The 20,765-nt window shown below is 60.6% G+C and carries 17 protein-coding genes, 1 tRNA gene and 1 pseudogene; 5 read left to right on the top strand and 14 right to left on the bottom strand.

The annotated features are described in order from the left end of the window. The first annotated feature begins 216 nt into the window (after positions 1-216). The 3 genes from HUN39_RS11720 (at position 217) to HUN39_RS11710 (ending at position 3,860) form a co-directional block, all read left to right on the top strand. Entirely contained in the window at positions 217-1,401 is a 1,185-nt protein-coding gene (locus HUN39_RS11720; protein WP_210266940.1) for a toxic anion resistance protein, read from the top strand. Positions 1,402-1,413: 12 nt separating this feature from the next. Further along, entirely contained in the window at positions 1,414-2,040 is a 627-nt protein-coding gene (locus HUN39_RS11715) for an OB-fold-containig protein (RefSeq protein ID WP_175094683.1), read from the top strand. A 71-nt stretch (positions 2,041-2,111) separates the two neighbouring features. Continuing rightward, complete coding sequence (locus HUN39_RS11710) at positions 2,112-3,860, top strand: flotillin family protein (protein WP_210266939.1); 1,749 nt, start codon at positions 2,112-2,114, stop codon at positions 3,858-3,860. A gap of 70 nt (positions 3,861-3,930) precedes the next feature. Here HUN39_RS11710 and mmoC read toward each other — a convergent pair whose 3' ends face one another. From mmoC to HUN39_RS11650, 12 genes are all read right to left on the bottom strand, one after another. Then, positions 3,931-4,965 (bottom strand): aromatic/alkene monooxygenase hydroxylase FAD-binding subunit MmoC, encoded by a 1,035-nt coding sequence (mmoC, locus tag HUN39_RS11705; RefSeq protein ID WP_175094682.1) that lies wholly within the window; start codon positions 4,963-4,965, stop codon positions 3,931-3,933. A gap of 1 nt (position 4,966) precedes the next feature. After that, a complete protein-coding gene (gene mmoD / locus HUN39_RS11700) occupies positions 4,967-5,332 on the bottom strand; it encodes a soluble methane monooxygenase-binding protein MmoD (protein ID WP_232366057.1) in 366 nt (121 codons plus the stop codon). A 79-nt stretch (positions 5,333-5,411) separates the two neighbouring features. Next, on the bottom strand, positions 5,412-5,927 hold the full coding sequence (mmoZ, locus tag HUN39_RS11695; RefSeq protein WP_175094681.1) for an aromatic/alkene monooxygenase hydroxylase subunit gamma: 516 nt from the start codon (positions 5,925-5,927) through the stop codon (positions 5,412-5,414). Positions 5,928-5,956: 29 nt separating this feature from the next. Beyond that, entirely contained in the window at positions 5,957-6,373 is a 417-nt protein-coding gene (gene mmoB, locus HUN39_RS11690; RefSeq protein ID WP_175094680.1) for a methane monooxygenase regulator MmoB, read from the bottom strand. 12 nt (positions 6,374-6,385) lie between these two features. Beyond that, positions 6,386-7,573 (bottom strand): aromatic/alkene monooxygenase hydroxylase subunit beta, encoded by a 1,188-nt coding sequence (gene mmoY / locus HUN39_RS11685; RefSeq protein ID WP_175094679.1) that lies wholly within the window; start codon positions 7,571-7,573, stop codon positions 6,386-6,388. A gap of 105 nt (positions 7,574-7,678) precedes the next feature. Then, positions 7,679-9,262 (bottom strand): aromatic/alkene monooxygenase hydroxylase subunit alpha, encoded by a 1,584-nt coding sequence (mmoX, locus tag HUN39_RS11680; RefSeq protein ID WP_175094678.1) that lies wholly within the window; start codon positions 9,260-9,262, stop codon positions 7,679-7,681. A gap of 395 nt (positions 9,263-9,657) precedes the next feature. Further along, on the bottom strand, positions 9,658-11,340 hold the full coding sequence (locus tag HUN39_RS11675; protein WP_175094677.1) for an Hsp60 family chaperonin: 1,683 nt from the start codon (positions 11,338-11,340) through the stop codon (positions 9,658-9,660). Between the two features lie 36 nt (positions 11,341-11,376). Further along, the gene (locus tag HUN39_RS11670) at positions 11,377-11,709 is read right to left on the bottom strand and encodes a hypothetical protein (RefSeq protein ID WP_175094676.1); all 333 of its coding nucleotides are present in this window, start codon (positions 11,707-11,709) and stop codon (positions 11,377-11,379) included. After that, a complete protein-coding gene (locus HUN39_RS11665) occupies positions 11,706-13,775 on the bottom strand; it encodes a sigma-54-dependent Fis family transcriptional regulator (RefSeq protein ID WP_232366056.1) in 2,070 nt (689 codons plus the stop codon). The genes HUN39_RS11670 and HUN39_RS11665 overlap by 4 nt, the downstream gene beginning before the upstream one ends. Positions 13,776-13,889: 114 nt before the next feature. After that, on the bottom strand, positions 13,890-14,453 hold the full coding sequence (locus tag HUN39_RS11660) for a DUF1097 domain-containing protein (RefSeq protein ID WP_175094675.1): 564 nt from the start codon (positions 14,451-14,453) through the stop codon (positions 13,890-13,892). A gap of 106 nt (positions 14,454-14,559) precedes the next feature. Next, positions 14,560-14,961 (bottom strand): DUF2946 family protein, encoded by a 402-nt coding sequence (locus HUN39_RS11655; protein ID WP_175094674.1) that lies wholly within the window; start codon positions 14,959-14,961, stop codon positions 14,560-14,562. Positions 14,962-15,079: 118 nt separating this feature from the next. Further along, the gene (locus tag HUN39_RS11650; protein WP_175094673.1) at positions 15,080-15,811 is read right to left on the bottom strand and encodes an SCO family protein; all 732 of its coding nucleotides are present in this window, start codon (positions 15,809-15,811) and stop codon (positions 15,080-15,082) included. A gap of 557 nt (positions 15,812-16,368) precedes the next feature. Here HUN39_RS11650 and feoB point away from each other — a divergent pair. Then, positions 16,369-19,584, top strand: a complete 3,216-nt coding sequence (gene feoB, locus HUN39_RS11645; protein WP_175094672.1) for a ferrous iron transport protein B — start codon at positions 16,369-16,371, stop codon at positions 19,582-19,584. Beyond that, positions 19,584-19,748 (top strand): annotated as a pseudogene (locus HUN39_RS19650) (FeoC-like transcriptional regulator); the annotation flags it as partial. The gene feoB and the pseudogene HUN39_RS19650, both read left to right, overlap by 1 nt. A 312-nt stretch (positions 19,749-20,060) precedes the next feature. Here HUN39_RS19650 and HUN39_RS11635 read toward each other — a convergent pair. After that, positions 20,061-20,136: transfer RNA gene (locus HUN39_RS11635), tRNA-Glu, on the bottom strand. A gap of 62 nt (positions 20,137-20,198) precedes the next feature. Further along, positions 20,199-20,762 (bottom strand): bactofilin family protein, encoded by a 564-nt coding sequence (locus HUN39_RS11630; protein WP_175094671.1) that lies wholly within the window; start codon positions 20,760-20,762, stop codon positions 20,199-20,201. Between the last annotated feature and the right edge of the window lie 3 nt (positions 20,763-20,765).

Here is a 20,765-nt window from a genome sequence, read left to right as displayed (position 1 = left end):
GCACGTAATTATTATTGAAATAATGACGTAATTCGTCTTACAGTCGTATGTCGTGAAATAGAATGGACGAGACGCCGCATATCTGCAAATCTGGCGAACGAAGAACCCTCGACCGCCCGCTTCGTGGAGCCCCGGCTTGCCAAGACCCAGCCGACGGCACAAATTTGCCTCCGAAAACGATTCCGTTTGGCCATATTGGAATGGACGACTCTCGCTGTGAGCGATGGATTTAAACTGGCGCCGCCTGAACCTGCGCCAGCCGTGCCGCCCGAGAAGGCGATTGGCCTGGTCCCGGTCGACGAAGAGCAAAAGTCGAAACTGAAGGGGCGTGTCGTCGAATTCGTGGACGACCTCGTCGCGCAGGATTGTCATTCGCCCGAATTCGGCCGGCGCGTCGACCAGGTCACCAATTTGGGCCGTCGCGAAATTTCCGAAGCTGCGAACCACTCAAACCGTTTCCTGAATCGGCCGGTCCGCGCGATGGATGAGACGACGAGCCTCGGCGCCGACATTGCCGAGTTGCGCCGCACCGTCGAGGATCTCGATCCGCTCCGTCAGGGCGACCTCTTCGCCCCGCGCAGACTGTTTGGCGTCATCCCGTTCGGCAACCGGCTCCGCGGCTATTTCGACGCTTACAAGAGCGCGCAAAGCCATATCGCGACGATCCTTGCCCGCCTGAAGAGCGGCAAGGACGAATTGCTGAAGGACAACACCGCGATTGATGTGGAGCGGCAGAATTTGTGGGTCGCGCTCGGTCGGCTCGAGCAGATGATCTTTATGTCGAAGGCGCTCGACCTCGAACTCGAGTCCCGTGCGGCGGATCTCGATGCGACTGATCCGGCCAAGGCGAAAGCGTTACGCGAAAGCGCCTTGTTCTATCTGCGTCAGAGGACTCAGGATTTGCTGACTCAAATGGCGGTCAGCGTGCAGGGCTATCTCGCCCTTGATCTCGTGAAGAAAAACAACATCGAGCTTATCAAGGGCGTCGACCGCGCGTCCACCACGACGGTTGGCGCGCTGCGCACCGCCGTAACGGTCGCGCAGGCGCTGACGAACGAGAAGCTGGTGCTCGACCAGATTGGCGCGCTCAACGCCACGACCGCGAATATCATCGACAGCACGGGTCAGATGCTGCGCGATAATACCTCGCGAATCCATGAACAGGCGTCCAGCGCCACGATCCCCCTCGAAACGCTCCGCCGCGCCTTCCAGAATATCTACGACACGATGGACAGCATCGATTCCTTCAAAGCGCAGGCGCTGGAGAACATGAAGCAGACGGTCGCGGCTTTGGAAAGCGAGGTCGACAGATCGAAGGCCTGTATTGCTCACGCGCAAGGCCAGATCGAGGCGCAGTCGCCCGGCATGCGCGCCGGCGGATTGCTCGACGCGCTTGAGTGAGGCGCAGCGAGAATGGTCGAGTCGTTCCTTCTGCCAGAGAATCTGCCGTTCAGCGTCGCCATCGCGCTGATGGTGTTGCTGGGGCTCGTGCAGGTCCTTGGCCTCGGCGACGTGATTGACGGCGACGCCGAGATCGATACGCCGGGGAGCCTGACGATCGATGCGGGGCTTCTGTCCCTGATGGGGCTACGGCGCTTGCCATTTCTGATGTGGGCGATGCTGCTGCTGACGGCCTTCGGACTGATCGGCCTCGCCGGCCAGCAGGCGCTCGCCGCGTTGACCGGACACACGCTGTCGGCATGGCTTGCCGGCCCCCTCGCGGCGCTGGCCGCAGTCCCGGTCACGGGAGCGCTCGCACGTCCGCTCGCCGCCATTATGCCGCGCGACGAAACCACCGCGATCGACCTGGTGGCGCTGGTCGGACGAGAAGCGGAGATTGTGATCGGCAGAGCCGCGAAGGGCAGTCCAGCGCGCGCGCGCGTCGTCGATCATTTTGGGCAGACGCATCATGTCATGGTCGAGCCGGACAATGACGGGCAGACCTTCGGCGAGGGCGAACGTATCCTTCTTGTCCGACAGGAAGGCGAAAACTTCCGCGCGATCACGCGCGGCGACACATACTTGCCTCAGCTCGACTGAGTTGGGGCAAAACATGGCGGAATCTGCGGGCGTCAGGCCGTCTCGGATTCCCTGTATTTGGAGCGGCGAACATGATTCCCTTCAACGTCATTAAAACAACGCAAGAAGCCATCACCCTGGCCGAACTGCCCGCCTTGCAAATTCAAAGCGATAAGATGGATGCTCATCTGATCCAGATCGGCGTTTACGCCGTCATCCTTCTCTTCCTGCTGCTGACATTCGGGGTGATCATCACCCGCTTGTACAAGCGGGCCTCGAAGCAGATTGGATTTGTCCGAACCGGATTCGGCGGCGAGAAGGTCGTGATGAACGGCGGCGCGCTGGTTCTGCCTGTGCTGCATGAGACCATGCCGGTGAACATGAACACCGTGCGCCTCGCCGTCGAGCGCAAGAACAGCGACGCGTTGATCACGCTCGACCGCCTTCGCATCGACGTGAAGGCGGAGTTCTATGTGCGCGTGCGGCCTGACTCGGCGGCGATCGCGATGGCGGCGCAAACGCTCGGCGCGCGCACCATGCAACCCGAGGCGCTCAAGGATCTCGTCGAAGGCAAGTTCGTTGACGCACTGCGTTCCGTGGCGGCCGGCATGACGATGAACCAGCTGCACGAACAGCGCGCCGACTTCGTACAGAAGGTGCAGCAAGTTTCGTCGTCAGACCTTGCGATGAACGGCCTCGAACTTGAATCGGTCTCGCTGACGGGACTAGACCAGACCTCGATCGAACATTTCAATGCCAACAACGCTTTCGACGCGGAGGGCCTCACCAAGCTCACTGAGCAGATCGAACTGCGCAAGAAGGCGCGAAACGATATCGAACAGGACACGCGCGTTCAGATCGAAACGAAGAATCTCGAGGCCGAGCGGCAGTCGCTGCAGATCAAACGCGAAGCGGAATTTGCGTTGCTGGAGCAGACAAGAGAGATCGAGATTCGCCGGGCCGAGCAGGCGGCCGAGATTGCGCGCGAACAGGCGCAACGCAACCGCGAGGCGGACGAAGCGCGCATTCTCGCCAAGCAGCAGGTCGACGCTAAACAGATCGAGGCTGACCGCACGATCCAGGAAGCCAAGATCGCGCAGCAGCAGGCGGTCGAGCTCGCCCGCCAGGAACAGCAGATCGCGGTTCAGAACAAAAGCCGTGAGGAAAGCCAGGCCAAAGCCGAGGCCGACGCCGCGCGCGCCAAGGCGGTGGCGGCGGAGGAGCAGGTCGTCACGAGTCGCGCGACCGAAGTGGCCGAACGCGCCAAGCGGATCGAACTCATCGAAGCCGCGAAGGAAGCCGAACGTCAGGCGATCTCGATCAAGGTGGAGGCGGAGGCGGAGAAGGACGCCGCCGCCAATCGCGCCGCCGCGACGAGGCTCGCGGCGGAAGGCGAGGCGGAGGCCGAGAAGTTGCGGGCGGAAGCCGCCCGGGTCCGCTTCGAAGTCGAGGCGGCGGGCCAGCGGGCCGTCAATGAGGCGGCCAACCTGCTCTCGTCCAATCAGGTGTCCCTGCAGACGAAGCTCGCGCTGCTGAAGGTTCTGCCCGAGATCGTGCGCGAGTCCGTCCGGCCTTTGGAAGCGATCGACTCGATCAAGATCGTGCAGGTCGACGGCATCACGCCGCGCGGACCGTCGCAGGCTGGCAACGGCGGCGTCAGCAACGGCTCGGGCAATCTCGCCCATGACGCAGTTACCGCAGCGCTAGCCTATCGCGCGCAGGCTCCGGTGATCGACGGCCTGATGAAGGAGTTGGGCCTCTCCGGCGCGTCGCTCGAGTCGCTGGTGGAGGGCGTGGCCGCCGTCAAGGCGCAGGCCGAGCCCGCGGGGGAAGCGAGATAAGAGGTTGAGCAGACATATCGGCGTCACAAACGCACGATGACCCGATAACCCCATGTCCACAGAGGCGCGTCTAACCTGAAGCGAGGAATTTCTCCTGATAGACCTGTTGCTTCGGCACGCCGGCCGTCTCGGCCGCGGCGAAGGCGGCGTCGATCATGGCGGGCGGTCCGCACAGATAGATGTCCGGCCGCGCGTCATCTTTCGCCAGTTCGGCTTGAAGCAGATCAATCACCGTCCCGCCCGCAACGCCATTGCCATCGCCGCCTTCAACCACGGCGACTCGCAATTCCAGATTGGGCATCGCGCTCTGAAGCGTCTTGAGTTCGTCGACATAGAAGAGCTCATCGCGCCGCGTTACGCCGAAGAAAAGCTTCGCCGGCGTCTGATCGCCGCTGCTCTTCATGTGCCGGACCATCGACAATACAGGCGACAATCCGGTGCCGCCGCCGACGAAATAGCGGGGTCGCGCGCCGCTATCGCGCAAATTGAACGCGCCCGTCGGTCCGCGCAGGTTCAGCTTCATGCCCACTTTGGCGTCATTCGTCAGGAACTTCGAAAAGGCGCCCTCAGGCAAAATGCGGATGAAGAATTCGAGTGCGCCGTCGCCGGAAAGCGACGCCATCGAATAGGAGCGCCGCGTGTGCGTGCCGGGAATTTCAATGTCGACGAACTGACCCGGCATAAAGTTGAGCGAAATCGGCGATGTGCCGTCGGACGTCAGGACCTGCACGACCAGTCGAATGACATTGGACGACACCTTGTCGCAGGTCTTGATCTCGCCGACCCAGTTGGTCTGGATCGCCTCGAAGGAAATGCGATCAAAGGTATAGGGAACCATGATGTGCAGGTCGCTTCGCGGAAAGGTGCGGCAAAGCAGCACCATGCCGTCTTCCTCTTCGTCGGGCGGCAGGGCTTGAACGCTGACGTCGAAGAGTTCGTAGTCGCCATCCGTACATTCGCCCTTGCATGTCGCGCAACCGCCCGCCCGGCACGAGGACATGAGGATGACGCTTTGGCGGAGTCCGGCGGAAATCACGTCTTCGTTGGGCCCGCATTCGAAGGAACAGGTTTCCCCTTCCTCGGTTTCGATAGTGATCTGGTACATTTCAGTCGCCCTGAGGATGATCTTTGCCTCGTTGCACGGATTCGGCGCCGCGCACGACTTCGGGCGCGCCGAGACCAGCGTCTCTGAGCAAGTTCCGGATTCCGTCTACGTTCACGCCGGATGCGCTCGCGCCATCCTGACGCTCGAAAAATCGGACGACGAGCGCCACGGCTTCGTGCGCGGAGCGCTCCGACAATGAACACCCCTCCTGCACGAACTCGCCGTCACGCAGGATTTCCCAGTGCCACATATATTCGAGATCTCGGCCATACGCGGCATAGCGCGTCGATGCGTGAAGCAGCATCGCGTTCGGGTCCGCAGCCGGATCGCGACCCTCGCCGCGAGATTCAAAATCCAAGCTAAACATTGGCGCCTCCATTGCAGTCATGGATAGGAGCCCGGGCGCTTCCGCCCGAGCCCACAAAATCCATCGATCGCCGATGCGATCAGGACGCCTTCTGCAGATGCAGGACTTTCACGCCGCGCTCCTTGCGCAAGCCTTCCAGCGGCGTCGCATAGTAGTCGGTGTTGCGCATTTCCATGAGCAAAGTGCCGAGCGCCGCGTCAGTGCGCAGGAAGACGTTCACCGGCATCACCGGCGGCTTGTAGAGCTGCCGGAATTCGACATGGATGCGCTCGGCGTCATACTTGTTCTTCGCCGCCTTCATCTTGCCGATCCAGGTCGCCTCGACGGCGGCGGCGTCCTCGCCGGCCGATGTTTTCGTCATCAGCGCGCTGACGGGCAGGTGGCTGACTTTGAGCTGCGAGAGCTTTTCCTCGATTTTGCGTTCGATGTACTGATAGTCGGTGTCGAGGGCGTAGCTCTTGCGCCAGGGCGACGAATAGGCGAGACGGAATTCCTGAATGAACTTCGTCGCCGCATCGACGCTCGTCAGCTTGGAGATCTTGTCTTCCCAAGTCGCGCGCGTGGCGTTGTCATGGATGGGTTCTTTCTTCCCCATTGGTGCATTCCTTATCGTTCAGCCGACGATCAGATGTCGGTGAGGGCGCGATCGAGGCCCATGAGTTTCGAGGTGATGGTGAATTTGGAGCCGAGCGTATAGGCCCGCCCCACGGTCGACGACACATTCACGAGAAGGTCATAAACCGAGAACGTCTTACCGAGCAGATCGGAGGCTTCAGCCGCGTCGATCTCGATCGCGCCGTCGGCCTTGATCCACCAGAAGCCGGCCTTGTCCTCGACGACGATCGTCGGATTCTTGGCCTTGCCGTCCTTGAGGATGATGTCCTCGACGATCGCGTCGATTTCATCGCTCTTCATGAGTACGAGCACCACGGCGTTGGACTCATGCACGACCTGATTTTCTTCGGCGAAAAACTCGTCGGCGAAGGCCTTGCCGGATTTCTGCATGATGCCGGCATTGTAAGCGTTATGGGAAGTTGTCATTTCGACGTTTCCTTACTTCTTGAGGCCGGCCAGCACGGCGTCGACCCTCTGGTCGACATTGACCTTGTAGCCAATCTTGTCGGCGTAATCGGCGTTCCAGTCGCCGAAGACGCGATGCAGCGCTTCCGACACGCCAGCGCGATCCGTCGCGCCGGCGACCTTTTCGACCTTGGCGTAGAGACCGACGAAGTCCCTGAGCGCCACGACCGACTTGTCGAGATACTGATCGGTCCAAGCGTGAAGGAAGGTGCGATTATGCGCGCCAAATTCCGGATCATTGGCGAGACAATAGACGAAGAGATCCTCCATCGCGCCGCGTGTGATCTGGAAGTAGGTCTGCGACTGCGCCGTGAAGAAGGGCGTGAGCGTGTCGCCATAAACCGTCGCGAGCCGCTGGAAGAATTCGCGACGGACGAATTGACCGAACAGCGCGTCATAGACGCAATGGCCGGCCCACAGGATCTCATTCCAGTCCTGAATGCCCTGCCAGATCTCTTCGACCGCCGCGCGAGCGCCGGCATAGATAGGATCGGTCGTCCAGATTTTCTTCGGTATGTCGGTCGATGCGTCGAAGCCAGGAACGAGCTTGGCGATGAATAGACGCTCCATCTGGATCATCTGCGCATTGTCGACCTTGTCGAGACCGGCGAAGGTCGCCGACTGACGAATGGTGTCCGAGAGACAATCTCGGCCAACCGACGAATGCGAGTTGAACAACCCGTATTCATTGTAGAGCAGCGCGCCGTAATATTTGTTGAGGATCTCGTCGCGCCAGTAGGGGTCGATCGTGCGGATCGAGCCTTCGGCTGAATAGGCCGCGAGAAAGCGCTGCGTATAGCGCGCTTCTTCCGATTTGTCCTTCACATAGGGCGCATGCCAGCGGCGCGCCGGATCGCGATGGCGATACCAGTCGGTGGTGCGGAGCTCTGTGCTTTCATTGCCCCAGGACGGACGGCCGCCGTGGAATTTCTGCGTCCAGTCACCCCAGTCGAGGCCGCCGGCGATCCAGTCCGGATTGGGCTGCGCATAGACGGAGAGCTGCTCGTATTCGCACAGGCGCTTCCAGCGGGGCTGAATGAAGTAGTGATATTTGCGCTGCGTATCGAGCGGATGGTCAGGGATCGCCTTGAGAATGATCGCGGCGCGTTCGGGATCAATCAGGCCGCGCTTGGTGACGGCCGAGCTTTGCGGTTGAGACATCTCATATTTCCTCGGATTTTAGTGATTCGTGATTGGTTCGCCGGGCGCAGATGCGTCCGGCGAACATTTCGGGAGTCACACTTTTGGGAGTTACGCTTGGAGAGATCAGTTGAACTTCGCGAGCGGATCATGGAAGACGCAACCGGCGCGCTTGATGTCCTCGAGCGTCCAGAGATTGTCGCCACGCACATGCGGCTGGGCGATCAGCGTCTTGCCGTCCGAGCGAACGCCATGACCTTCGGCGATCACTTCCGAGAGCTCGCGACCTTCGTACTGCTCGAAGATCGAGTGGCACTCATAACGCTCCGGCTCGGTGAGCCACATACGCTCGCCCCACTCATCCGTGAGCGAGTGCTTCTGGCCATTGAACTCGTGAACGCGCAGCGAGCCTGAACCCTTGGCGAGGGACGGAATGAACGGCACCTGCGAAACGCGGTCGATGTAGACCTCGTGGCCGTTCTGGACCAGCCAGGCGTATGGAATGAACCCGCTCTTGGGGTCTTCGTAGCCGAGCTTCTTCCACTCGTTGTAGATCTTGCCGTAGTGATCGGCCCAACCGGGATAGTTGGCCTCGAACCACGCCTGATCCTCTTCGTCCGGCAGCGACAGACGCGAGAAGCCGAGCGGCCACAGCGCGTAAGCCGCAAGCGCGAGATCGTGGTGCGCCCAATAGGCGTCGACCTTGGCGTCGCGCAGCGAGCGCGGGCTCTCCACGCCATACTTGCCAAGACGACCAATCCAGATTCCACCCCAATCCTCGTAGACCCAGCGGTTCCAGGTCTTCACCCACGGCTCGACCTTGAACTTCGAGCCATACTCGAAGAGATAGCCAAGCGCTGGCGTGAAGTATTTCTGCTGCGTCCAGAAGGCGTTGTTCAGGTCGGTGTTCAGATATTTCGCCGCCGCCGGATCATTGGCGATCGAGACCACCGTCTGATAGCCGTTCGCCATGTGACGAAGCTCGTCCGTCTCGACCGAGAGGAACACGGTCGGCGTGATCTCGTCGCCATTGGCCGACGCCCATTCGGTGACCGCGACGATCAGCGGATTGGTGAAGCAGGCCTCGCCGACAAGCTGCAAGTTGACCGAGCATTCGACCGCGTCGCCGGAAATAAAGCCGTCCGCGAAGACGCGCTTCATGCCCTTCCAGAGCGGCCCGATGGCGCGGGTGCGACGCGCGTCATTGTGGCCAGCCGGATCGTGATAATGCTTTGAATAATAGTGGTTGATGAAGGCGCACTGATGCGTATGACGAATTTCGTCGAGCACCTGCGCGAGATAGCCGTTCTTCTGCTCGGCCGCCGTGGCGGAATCCCACAACATCGCCGAAGCGGCGATCGCGTTGTATTCGCCAACCTCGAGGAAGTTGGAGATGACCTTCATGGTCTCGCCCCAGCGCGGATGCACACGATTGCCCGCGCCAAGGCGCGTCAGACCGTCGAGCAGCGTGCCAAACTGGCGTTCGTCCTTCGCCGCTTCCATACGGGCGTATTCCTTGGCGATGACCTTGAACTGCTCCTTGGTCTGGTTCGCCATGTGATACTTGGTGGCGTATTTGGTGCGGTTGTTCTTGAAGTCCCAATTGAAGCTTTGCAGCCACTTGTGGACCTCCTGCGGCTCGACTCCCACCGGCGCGCGATTAACTTTTAGCGCGTCGGTCGCCGCTTTTGTCGCGAGACTGATAGCCATGCTTCCTCCTCAAAGATTTCTTCGAATGTTTTTGGGCCCAACATCCCGTCCGTGCGAGACGAATGCGATGACTGAGCCCCTTCGGCGCCGGAGTCTTGCGAGGCCGCAAAAGACCGAACGACCCTACGCCGCGCCAAGATGATGATTTCAAGGAACGACGTTACTTTCATAATCGCAAAGCGTATGCCAATGGATTCAATTGCTAGAATGCATTGGTTTTTAAAGGCTTTTAGATACGACGCAGACGATGTCGAAATGCATGCGCAAGTAAAACATTTATACAGGCGTTTAAGACTTATACGCATCGGACGACGCAGCCTTCGCGACGAGGACCAAATGTAAAGGCGGCGCATCCACGATACGCCGCCTTGATGTTTTCGTTAGGCGATTGGTCATCAGCAACGCGGATCTTCTCGCGTCGCCGCCGCCGCTCCGCCGTTAAAGCCGAATGTCGGATCGTCGGGCGGAAGAATCGTGACCGCGCATTCCACCATCATTAACGAAGTCGCCGTCCCGACCGCATTGCGCAAGGCAAGACGCGTAACCCCAACAGGATCGATGACGCCCATCTCGTACATATCGCCCCATTGCCCTCTGCGCACGTCGAAGCCGAAGAAATCGCTGTCGCCGCGGCGCAGTTCGAACAGAAGTTCATTGGCGTCTAGCCCCGCATTGGCGGCGATCCGGCGCAACGGTTCGTCAAGCGCATCGCGAACGATCGCGACGCCATGGTTTTGGTCGAGACCCTCGCCCGTCAAATGTTCGAGAGCGCGCCGCGCCCGATAGAGCGCGACGCCGCCTCCTGCGACGACGCCCTGCTTGCGCGCCATACGCGCCGAATTGAGCGCATTGTCGACGCGTTGAAGGCGTTCCTTGATGAGCACGTCCGAATATCCGCCGACCTTAATCGTCATCATCTTGCCGGTAAGCGCGCTGATGCGCTCTTCGAGCTTTTCGACCTCGCGGCGCTTTCCCGAAGGCGAGCCTTTGGAGCGATCTCCATTAACGATCCAGTCGAGTTCTCGCCGCGCGCGCGCCAGACGATCCGCGATTGCTTCCGGATCGCCGCCCGCGCCGATGACGATCGTCGCATCCTCGCTCGCGACGACACGACGCGCTTTGCCGAGATGCGTCCGCGTCACGCTGCTGAGATCTTCGCCAAAGGACTCCATGATCGGCCGCGCGCCGGTCAACGCCGCAAGATCGAGCAGATAGTCGTAGCGACTGTCGCCGAAGCCTGGCCCCTTGACCGCAATGGAAAGCAGGTTTTTGCGAACGTGGTTGAGGAGCAGACCGGGGAGCGCGGATTCCTCGAAATTCTCTGCGACGACAAGGAGACTGCCGCCGGTTTCACGCACGATCTCCAGCGTCGGGATGAGCTCGGAAAAATCGTTGATCACCCGGTCGTAGATCAGCACATAGGCGTCTTGCAATTCCGCCAGCTGGCGCTTGCTGTCGGTCATGAAATAGGGCGACCGATAGCCCTGCTCCCAGCGCATGCCGTCGACGCATTCGATTTCGTCGCAGACGCCTTCGCCGAGTTCGGCGGAGATCACGCCGCCCGCGCCGGCTTGCTCAAGCGCGTCGGCGACGATCTCGCCAATATCTTCCTCGCCCCCCGACGCGATGGTCGCGACGTGCGAAAGCCTGTTCCGCTCCGTACAGGGCCTTGCCTGACGAACGAGTTCCTCGTCGACAGCCCTCATCGCGCGTTCGATCCCGAGGGTCAATTCGCGTGGGTTCATTCCCGACGCCAGCGCCTTACGGGTGTCCTCGGCGATGCGGCGCGTCAAAACGACTGCGGTCGTCGTGCCGTCACCGGCCTCTCGCGAGACCGTCGTCGCCATGGAACGAACCATCGACACGCCGATACTTTCGCGTCTTCCCGGCAGTTCGATGGCTTGTGCGACGGTGACCCCGTCCTTCGTCGCGACCGGCGGCAGTCCGTGAGCGCGGTGCTCGATGATGACGTTTCGTCCACGCGGCCCAAGCGTGACGCCGACCGAGTCGGCGAGCGTACGGACGCCTACGAGAATGTCCCGACGGACTCCATCGCCGAATTGAATGTCCTTAGCCATGGGTTTCCTGCCTTGCCTTGTTCTGTTGTTTTTCAGCTATTCAATTTTCTTTTTCGGCGGCGTTGCGTCGAGATCGTCGCGTCCGGCATTCATGATCATGGCGCTTCTGCCTGCGCGCGCGCGACGATCGCGATTCCGATGCAGGCGATTCCAGATCCACAAGAGCGAGCGGTCGTCGAAATCCAGCCCGCGGCGGATTTCCTCCATGTCGACTTCGTCAAACTCGGCGAGCCAGAAGGCGCGAAGCTCGTTCGCACGCTCATCTCCAACGATCCCGCGGAGGCGTATCTCCTCGGCCTCGAGTTGCTCGAGCGTTGCGTCGAGACGCTTTGCCGCCTCCTCAATGAATTCACGATCGTCGGAATTCATCTGCTTACCTCGGGGGCGGCGATGCGGCGCACGCTGCGCATGCCATAGCGATCCATTTTGTGATAGAGCGTTGCGCGCGTGATCCCGAGGCGACGCGCCGCCTTGGCGATATTGCCTTCGCACTCCGTCAACGCCGCGCGCACAGCCTGCTCCTCCCAGTCGGAAAGAGCCGTTTTACGGACAGTTGTCGGCCAGTTGGCTGGCGCGACAGACGCGCGCATATCAGCAAATTTATCGGAAGCCTCCGTCTCGTCCTCCTCGACAAAATCATGCGGCAGATCCTCAAAACGGATCACGCCGTCACGTGCAACCGCCAGCGAAGACCGTATGACGTTACGCGCCTCACGAATGTTGCCGGGCCATGGATGACGAAAAAACAAAGCGCGCACCTCGTCGCATAAACGCTTACGGTCGCTTTGCCCTTCCTGTTCGCATGCAAGCAGATGATCGAGAAGCTGGAGGCGGTCCGGGCGCTCGCGTAGCGGCGGCAGCCAGATTTGCACTCCGTTGAGCCGGTAATAAAGGTCGCGGCGAAATTTTCCGTCCTTGACCATTTCCCGCAGCTGACAGTTGGTCGCCGCAACTACGCGCACGTCGACTTTGATTGGCCGGTGAGAGCCAATTGGAACCACCTCTGAAGAATCGAGAACACGCAACAGAGTCGCCTGCAGATCGAGCGCCATGTCGCCGATCTCGTCGAGAAACAGCACGCCGCCGTCGGCCTCGACAAATTTTCCTTTCTTTCCCTTGGCTCGAGCGCCGGTAAAGCTGCCACCCTCATAGCCGAAGAGTTCGCTTTCAATGAGTTCCCGCGGTATGGCCGCACAATTGATCGCGACGAGCGGTCGATCCCTTCGTGGCCCGCTTGCATGCAGCCGCCTGATCAGATGATCCTTGCCGACACCCGATTCACCGGTGATCAGAAGTGAGATATCCCGTTGCAGCACCGCGGAAGCCTTTTGCAGCGCGGCCTCCGACACATGATCTCGCCACGGCTCTTCTCGCTGCGCCGCTTTGAGCTTCACGCGCGCATGACGCCCGTCAGCGACGGCATCCAGACGAAGCGCTTCGAGACGGATGCGCCGCTGGGTTTTGCTGACGGTCAAATGCCGGACGCCTGCGGCCTCGCTCTCGCCGACGAGGTCGAACAAATCGACGCCAAGGACATCGCGGAACGGCTTGCCAATCATAGAAGCAACGCTATCCACGCCAAGGAGGTCAACGGTCGAACGATTTGCGCCTTCGATGACGCCTTCGGCCGAAACGAGAAGCTTGCCGTCGATGAGCGTCGACTGTTCCGCGAGAGTGTCGGCGCCGTTGCGATGGCGCAGACGTAAGAGATAGCCCTCGGTCGCGAAGCGTTCGAAAAGCCGCGCCTCAAGGAGCTGACACGTGATCCGCAAAAAACCGAGCATCAGTTTCGCGGTATCTCGTCTGTCGGTCACCATGCCGATCGTCGCGCAGGCGCGGCCGTCGGAGCCAAGGATTGGACACCCCGCGGTCGCGAATGGGTGAAGTGCGCGCGAGAAATGTTCCTTGCCCTCAAATGCCGCCGGCTCATCGAGAAGGCACGCGGTTCCCAGGCCATTGTTGCCGATGCTGGCCTCGTGCCAGCCAACGCCGATGCGGGCGAGATTTTGGCCAGCGGACATGATGCGCAGACCAGCATCGAGCAGGTGCACCACATGACCTTGAGTGTCGGCCAGAAGGATCGTCACATTCCCTTCATCGAGGAATGGACGCAGATTGTAGACCATGAGCGGCAGGCCCGCGGCGAAAGCGTCGCATAAACTCTGCTTGGCGTGGTCAATGCGGCAAAGCTGCGCGTGCATCGCCATTCGTGGCCCGAAATCTGAACCCGGCGGCAGATCGTATTCGTCGATGCAGCGCGCCCAAGCTTCAAGCACCTGTGGTCGTACCCAGTCCGCCCCCTGAGGAGCCTGACCGGTCTGGCGCATCCAGTCCCACGCGGCGCTCGGTCTCTCGAGTTCGAAAACTTCCGGAGGGGGCTTTTCGCCGTCGCGGGCGAATGCCGCAACGGCGCTCCCACGCATCATATGACCCATGATAGTCTTTCGCGATTATAGTTTGTGAGCGATCGCGGCCGTGCTCGGCGCGAAACTTGGCGCGCGATGCGCCCGACGTCGCGCACCCCGTAGCGATATTCGATGCGATCGCCGCTATGCCTTGGCGATCGACTCGCTGACGCGCGAACGAAGCCGCTGCACAATCTCTTCCGCTGCATAGGCGAATAAGGCGCCGATGATCAGCGACGCGACGGCGCCGAACACCGGATTGCCGACACTCGGAGACAAAATCCTCTCGGCACGGTAATCCGGCAAAGTCGCGACAAGCACACTGACGTAGCCCAGCAGTGACGCAGGAACGCTGCCGAGCAACGGCAAGCGCGCCGCGAGCGTAACCAGCGCCACCGTCACAGCGACGCCGAGCGCGGCCCAGACGGCGAAGTCGACGCCGAGCGCTTCGGGTTGATGCGTTGCAAAGACCAACGCGCCGAGTGCGAGAGAGGCGCCGAAGAGTGAATGGATCGCCGATTTACGAAGGCCGTCGAGCCCGCCTCCAAGGAGGAGAAAGGAAGCCCATCCGGTCAGAAGAGCCCAGACCTGCAGTCCAAAGGGAGAGGTGGGGCCCAGCGCCAGAAACGCCAGCGCTCCTGCGGCGATGCCGACGACAGCGGCGCAAAGGGCATCGTTGTATATTGCGCGATTAGATGCAGCGCTCATTAAGCAGTCCTCCTGAAGGCGCACGGAAAGCGTGGCCACGTCTGAAAGAAACCCATATCCAGCGGACGATGGCTTCTCGCCAGCCGCCCGGACATGCTTTTCGGCGTCAGACAGTGCGCGAAGGAGGCGCGCGCGAGCACAGAGGACGCAATTCAGGCGCAGCCTGAATTGCGTCGGGATTGAAAATAGAAACAAGCAAGACCGGCGGCGCTTCGTCAGGCGCCGTCTTCGCGGGAATCTCCGCCAAGGCATTTTCAACTGCGGAGCTGGCGTGAAGGATCGCACAAGCGACGCAATGCGCTTTGCTGGGCGCTTTCGACCCGGCGTCGTCCTGCGCCAGATCGACGCTGGAGCCGCACACGACGCTCAGGACGCCGCTCCCGCCGATATCCGCCATCGCGCCGCTGGCAAATCCGAACGCGACAGCATTGAAGAACAGAACAAATGCCGCCGCCCAATGTAGGGCGCCGCGCAGTGCCGCCGTGTTCTGGTCCCCCGCTTGGATCACAGTTCGCTCGCGATTTCTGAGTAACAGGAACGCTAAGACGGTTCCCACAATGCGTCAAACATTCACGTGACTTAAATAGGCGCGGCGTCAATATGACGCACGAGCAGTTGCGGCCGGTCTATAATCTTCCAAACACGGAAAGTGTTCGAATTTTATACAGTGCGCTCGCCTTCGGTTCATCAACAGAAAACGTGCTGACCACCTCACCGCCGCTGCTCACAAGATAGACGAGAGCGCTGTGATCGAGGCTCTCGACCGACGCATTCGTGCTTTTGGAAAAATAGACTCGCACCGATTTGGCGGCGGCTGCAACATCTTCGTCAGAGCCCGTAAGGCCGAGGACATTATCGCCAAAGCCTCTGACGAAGTTCCTCAACGCCTCTGGCGTGTCTCTCGCGGGATCGACCGACACGAAGTAAATGGGAAATGTGTGCGTCGCCGCGCCCGCTTCACGCAAAAGCGCCTGCGTTTCCATAAGCGTTGTCGGACAGATCGCAGGGCAGTTGGCGAAACCAAAAAACAGCAAATAGGGGCGCCCGCGCAGCAAATGGCTGTCAACGATAGAGCCCTCCGAAGACTGCAAACGAAAGTTCGGGCGCAACGGCGCGTTGGGCGAAGCGATCCCGCGATCGAATGTCGCCTCGACAAAAATCGTCGCAACGAGCGCCTGGACAGCCAGAGCGGCCAACGTCAATCTGATAACTCTGCTGTGGAGCATTTTCATAAAGGCTGTCCGCATTTTCGAACCCCAGCTTCGGCAAACCCGCGCGCGACAAGGACGCAAGCCTTCATCGTCGCTCTGTGCGCCTTGAATGATCGTTGATTGATCGAAGAAAGCATCAAGCCGCATCGGCGTCTTGCAACGAAGATGCCTCTCGATATGCCTCGAAGTTCGAACGCTATATCTTCGTAAACGCTGTTCGCATATGCGGCGATGTGTCCGTCATTCGTGGGCGGACGTCGCGACTGACTGAAACTTATACATTGAATGTTCGATACCTTTACACGCGCTCTGCGCGATCCGTTCGACACGATTTGGTTTTGACTGTCAGAGTCATGCCCGCCGCACCATACCGAGATGCCAAAGCGCCCGTGGGGCGACGCCTTGACCAAGTCAGCATCGACGTCACGACGCGCGCCCAGAAAGAGATCGGCTGTGAAGTGGCCGAGCCGTTGGAATTCCAGCGCATGATCGCGCGCGCCTGCGACGACGATCATCCGATCGACGAGAGGTTTTTTTGCACTGTCCAAGCCTAGCTATGGAATAGACCACAAGCGTCTGGATGGGCGCTGCAAACGCCCGATGAGAATCTCGGCTTCTGATGCGCTTTCTCGGCGGCGGAAGCGGAGTTCTCCGCCCAACCTCTCGGCCTGCACGGCAAGCTCGAAATAGCGAGAGTCTCGACAATGACAATGAAATTGGGCGATCTGAACGTCGGAGAACGGGGCCGCGTGACAGGCTTTGAGCCAGGCGACACGGCCCATCGACAAAAACTATTGTCCTTGGGACTCACCCCAGGCGCCGAATTCTCCGTCATGCGGGTCGCTCCGCTCGGCGATCCAGTTGAGGTGCGGGTGCGCGGCGCGTCCCTTAGCTTGCACAGGGATGAGGCGTCGGCTCTGCTGATAGAGCGCGTCGCCGCCGAAGTGCAACCCTATCGGAAGGCGACGACGACGATCGCCATCGTCGGCAACCCGAACTGCGGCAAGACCACGTTGTTCAACGGGTTGACGGGCACGCATCAGCGCGTCGGCAACTGGGGCGGCGTCACGGTAGAGAAGAAGGTTGGAGAATTTGAGTTTGCGGCTCAGCGCTTTTGTGTCGTGGATATGCCGGGGATCCATTCTTTGGACGCTTACGATGAAGCGACGTCCGTCGATGAGAGGATCGCGCGAGATTATGTTCTCTCCGGCGAAGCTGACCTCATCATCAACATTATCGACGCTTCCCATCTCGAACACAGCCTGTATCTGACGACGCAGTTGCTCGAAATGTCTGCGCCCGTGGCCGTCGTGCTCAACGTTATGGATGACGCCGACGACCGAGAAGCGGAGCTCGACGTCGACGCCGTCCGGCGTCGCTTGGGATGTCCCGTCGCCGCAATCGTCGGCACGCGGCGAAAAGAAATTGAAAGCCTCAAAGCACACATTCAGCAATGGGTTCAGGAGCGCGAGTTCTCGGATTTTTCCATCGATTATCCGCCATTGATCGAAACGGCGATCTCAGAGCTCTCTCTCTTGATCCGGGAAACGTCGACCACGAGTCGGCTGGACGATCGCTGGCTGGCTTTGCGCCTGTTGGAAGGCGACGGTTTCGCAACTCGTTTGGCCACGCCCGCGACGAAAGACGCCTATCTGCGGCTCGCCGGCCGAATTTTGCGCGAGAGCGGCGATGAGGCCGACACGATAATCGCCAACAGCCGTTATCAGTTCGCACATATGGTCGCCGACGAGACGCTGCCCGAGCGCTTCGCTGCAGCCGGCTCCCGCGCATCCGAGCGACTCGATCGAATTGTGCTGAACCGGTTTCTCGGCATTCCAATCTTCCTCGCCGTTATGTACTGCCTGTTCTGGTTCACGATTGAGCTCAGTCGCGCGTTCAGGCCATTCTTCTGGTTGCTTTCCGAGACGCTGTTCATCGACGGTCCCCGCTATCTCCTTGGAGCGATCGATACGCCCGCGTGGCTCACCGCCCTCATCGCGGACGGGCTCGGCAACGGTCTCCTGCAGGTCGTGACCTTCATTCCTATCATTGGCTTCCTCTATCTCTTCGTTTCGATGCTCGAGGAATCGGGCTACATGACGCGCGCCAATTTCGTCATGGACCGGGTCATGAAATCCTTGGGCCTTCCGGGGAACGCCTTCATCCCGATGGTGGTGGGCTTTGGATGCAATGTGCCCGCCATCATGGCGACGCGGACGATGGAGCGTCCACGAGACCGGATCGTCGCCGTGCTGATGAGTCCGTTCATGAGCTGCGGCGGACGGCTGGCCGTTTACACCGTCTTCGCGGCCGCCTTTTTTCCGGAGCACGGTCAATATGTGATCTTCGGTTTCTATCTCCTCGGCATCGTCTTCGCGGTGATGACGTCTCTGCTGATGAAGTTCAGCCTGCTGCCCGAAGAGCGCTCGTTGCATGTGCTGACATTGCCGTCCTATCACTGGCCCAAGCTGCGCAATGTGCTGATCAACGCCTGGATACGCCTGAAGATGTTCATCTTTCGGGTTGGCAAATACATCATCCCCTTGGTGTTTCTCGTGAAGATTCTGAGCGCATGGGGGACTGATGGCTCCTTCAATCAGCAGCCCGTCGATCAATCAATGCTGGCGGCGGGAGGACGCGCAATTACTCCCGTCCTGGCTCCAATGGGCGTCTTGCAAGACAATTGGCCGGCCACCGTGGCGCTCTTTACCGGGGCTTTGCATAAGGTGGTGATCGTGACCACGCTCAGCTCGATCTATATGGAGCAGGCTCAGCAGACGGCGCCGGCAGCGGTGGAGCCGCCGGTCCCTGCTGAAGCTCAGCACAAGGGGGCCGCCGCTTCGCCGGAAACAAAAGCAATCGCGGAACTTCCAGACGCCGCCCCCAGTCCCAGCCATGAGATCCAGCAGAGCGGCGGCGCCGGCTCGAAAGACGGAAAGCCGGTGAGCGCCGAACGCTCAGGCCAAACGCCAAGCGGCGATGTTCAGCGCAGCGACCGGGCCGACGCAGAAACGGGCGCGAGCGGCGTTGTGACTCAGGAGGACATGAAAGCGAAGATCGCTCCGTTATGGAGAAGCGCGGCCACGGCGCGGGCGTTTGCCGCCGCCGTCACCGAGGCCGGATGGATTCTCGCCCGAGGCGAGCGGCGCGACCTCGTTTTGATCGACCCTAAAGGCGGAGCGCATCCGATTGGCCGTAGCATCGAGGGCGTCAGCGCGAAGATTATCCGCAAGCGCATGGCCCGGCTCGACCGCATGAGCTTGCCGAACGTTCGTGAGGCGCAGCAGGCGCAAGTCCGCGCCGCCGTCGCCGCTGAACAGGCGCGTACAGCTTCCCAACATGTTCCGCCGGCTGCGGCGAAGCGGGCGCCGCCAATCGTCTCCGAGCATGCCGGCCAAGCGCCGAAGCACGACGTTCAGCAGGGCGGCCCCCCAAGCCAAGGCCTGCAGCGCGCACCGCCCAAGGAGGGACAAGGCTTCGGCTTGCTGGAAAGGCTAAGTCGAGCGGTTATGACTGTTCCGCAAAATCTCAAAGCGATGGTGGGAATGGGCAAGCCGGTGCGTTTGCATAAAGCGGCCGCGGGTCTCGCTCCGGCCTTGGCGACCAAATTCGATGGCCAAGTCGGCGCGCTCGCCTATCTCATCTTGATTCTGTGCTACCCCTGCATAGCCACCACCGCCGCGACCGTGCGCGAAACCAACCGGCGATGGACCGGATTCATGGTGTTTTGGACAATCAGCATCGGCTACGGCGCGGCAGTGCTGTTCTACCAGACTGGAACTTTCGTCTTGCATCCGTACGCATCGGCCGCTTGGATCGTGGGCCTCGTGACGTACTTCGTCGCTCTCGGCGCGATAAGTTTCTACGTCGGCGCAAGGCCGAGGACGATCGCTGCGCGCGACGTGGGGGCTAAAGCCTGATGCTCTTGGAGCTTAGGGATTATTTAGCGTCGCATGGCTGGGCGTGCGTCCGAGACGTCGCCGCCCATTTCGATATTTCTCCGCAAACAGCGCACGCAATGCTCGAGCATTGGGTACGCAAGGGCAAGGCTTCTCGATTCGAAAGACAGTGCCATAGCTGCACCCTTCCTTGTGCTAAATCGCTGGTTATCTATCAATGGATCGACCAGACGGCGGAAGGGACGGCGGGCATCAAGGTTCAGCTTACGCCTGAAGTCACGTTGGAGCCGGATCAAGTCGAGCGCTTCGGCGCTTTCATGCGGGAGCGCACAACCAGCGGCGAGACCACATTCCGGAAGGCCTATTCGCGTTCGATCGTCGACGCCATCGAGGTCGACGACAAAGTGATACGCATCCTCGGCTCAAGGGCCAGCCTGGAAACGGCCGTCATCGCCGCAGAACAAATCGGCAAGGGTGTTCGCGGTCTTATACGCGAATGGCGCTCCCTAGGGGACTCGAACCCCTGTTTTCGCCGTGAGAGGGCGACGTCCTAGACCGCTAGACGAAGGGAGCGGGAAGGAGCGTTCTATAGACCGCCGCCGCCCGCCGGGCAAGCTGTCACGCAAGGATCAGCCTCACCCGCCCGCCGAAGTCTTGCGGCCGAGCAGCGTCCGCGTCGCGACACGCTTCGCCTCGCCCTCGGCGGCAAGATAGAGGGCGCCCTTGGCCCCTTTGGCGCCGCGCACCGCCTCATTGATGCGATCGATCGAAGAGGGTTTCGGCGGCGCGCCCGCGACCTCCAGGCGTTCAGCGGCGGCCTTGGCCGCCTGCGCCGGCTTCGCGGCGCGATAATCCTCGATCGCGGTCAGTTCGCCGGCGATGACGGCGCCCTTTTCCAATTCGATCTCGCCATAGGTGATTTTACCCTCGACGCGCCCGGTGGCGCGCACGACCAGAAGCTGCTTGATCTCGATATGATCGGAAATCCAGCCGCTGACGTCGGCTTCCGTGGCGCTGACGTTGCCGCGTATGACGCCGCCCTGCCCGACCTGAATGACGCGCGCGGAGACGTCGCCCTCGATCGCGCCGTCGACGATGATGAGATCCGAGGCCGAGATTTCGCCCTTGAGCGTCACGCCGGCGCCAATATAGGCGACATTCTCTTCTTCGGGCCGAAAGTCCATCGCGTTCTTCGCCATCGC

Source organism: Methylocystis silviterrae, from assembly GCF_013350005.1.
Lineage (GTDB): Bacteria > Pseudomonadota > Alphaproteobacteria > Rhizobiales > Beijerinckiaceae > Methylocystis > Methylocystis silviterrae.
This window is presented reverse-complemented; position numbering and strand designations above follow the sequence as displayed.

What these genes read in the sequence shown, in the direction of transcription:
- HUN39_RS11715 (WP_175094683.1), top strand. Translation starts at nt 1,414, where the DNA reads ATGGTCGAGTCGTTCCTTCTGCCAGAGAATCTGCCGTTCAGCGTCGCC.
- HUN39_RS11710 (WP_210266939.1), top strand. Translation starts at nt 2,112, where the DNA reads ATGATTCCCTTCAACGTCATTAAAACAACGCAAGAAGCCATCACCCTG.
- mmoC (WP_175094682.1), bottom strand. Translation starts at nt 4,965, where the DNA reads ATGTACCAGATCACTATCGAAACCGAGGAAGGGGAAACCTGTTCCTTC.
- mmoD (WP_232366057.1), bottom strand. Translation starts at nt 5,332, where the DNA reads ATGTTTAGCTTGGATTTTGAATCTCGCGGCGAGGGTCGCGATCCGGCT.
- mmoZ (WP_175094681.1), bottom strand. Translation starts at nt 5,927, where the DNA reads ATGGGGAAGAAAGAACCCATCCATGACAACGCCACGCGCGCGACTTGG.
- mmoB (WP_175094680.1), bottom strand. Translation starts at nt 6,373, where the DNA reads ATGACAACTTCCCATAACGCTTACAATGCCGGCATCATGCAGAAATCC.
- mmoY (WP_175094679.1), bottom strand. Translation starts at nt 7,573, where the DNA reads ATGTCTCAACCGCAAAGCTCGGCCGTCACCAAGCGCGGCCTGATTGAT.
- mmoX (WP_175094678.1), bottom strand. Translation starts at nt 9,262, where the DNA reads ATGGCTATCAGTCTCGCGACAAAAGCGGCGACCGACGCGCTAAAAGTT.
- HUN39_RS11675 (WP_175094677.1), bottom strand. Translation starts at nt 11,340, where the DNA reads ATGGCTAAGGACATTCAATTCGGCGATGGAGTCCGTCGGGACATTCTC.
- HUN39_RS11670 (WP_175094676.1), bottom strand. Translation starts at nt 11,709, where the DNA reads ATGAATTCCGACGATCGTGAATTCATTGAGGAGGCGGCAAAGCGTCTC.
- HUN39_RS11665 (WP_232366056.1), bottom strand. Translation starts at nt 13,775, where the DNA reads ATGGGTCATATGATGCGTGGGAGCGCCGTTGCGGCATTCGCCCGCGAC.
- HUN39_RS11660 (WP_175094675.1), bottom strand. Translation starts at nt 14,453, where the DNA reads ATGAGCGCTGCATCTAATCGCGCAATATACAACGATGCCCTTTGCGCC.
- HUN39_RS11650 (WP_175094673.1), bottom strand. Translation starts at nt 15,811, where the DNA reads ATGCGGCTTGATGCTTTCTTCGATCAATCAACGATCATTCAAGGCGCA.
- feoB (WP_175094672.1), top strand. Translation starts at nt 16,369, where the DNA reads ATGACAATGAAATTGGGCGATCTGAACGTCGGAGAACGGGGCCGCGTG.
- HUN39_RS11630 (WP_175094671.1), bottom strand. Translation starts at nt 20,762, where the DNA reads ATGGCGAAGAACGCGATGGACTTTCGGCCCGAAGAAGAGAATGTCGCC.